The organism is Burkholderia sp. SIMBA_062, assembly GCF_046534765.1.
Classification (GTDB): Bacteria; Pseudomonadota; Gammaproteobacteria; order Burkholderiales; family Burkholderiaceae; genus Burkholderia; species Burkholderia ambifaria.
This window is the reverse complement of sequence record NZ_JAWRYD010000454.1, coordinates 1-251: the sequence shown is the minus strand read 5'-3', so window position 1 is coordinate 251 and position 251 is coordinate 1. Positions and strand designations below refer to the sequence as shown.

General features: G+C 45.8%; 1 pseudogene. It reads left to right on the top strand.

The window, feature by feature from the left end:
* Positions 1 to 2 precede the first annotated feature (2 nt).
* Positions 3 to 251, top strand: a pseudogene (locus tag SB786_RS37040) (APH(3') family aminoglycoside O-phosphotransferase); the annotation flags it as partial.

The window sequence follows — 251 nt, the reverse complement described above, 5'->3', positions numbered from 1 at the left end:
ATATTCAACGGGAAACGTCTTGCTCTAGGCCGCGATTAAATTCCAACATGGATGCTGATTTATATGGGTATAAATGGGCTCGCGATAATGTCGGGCAATCAGGTGCGACAATCTATCGATTGTATGGGAAGCCCGATGCGCCAGAGTTGTTTCTGAAACATGGCAAAGGTAGCGTTGCCAATGATGTTACAGATGAGATGGTCAGACTAAACTGGCTGACGGAATTTATGCCTCTTCCGACCATCAAGCAT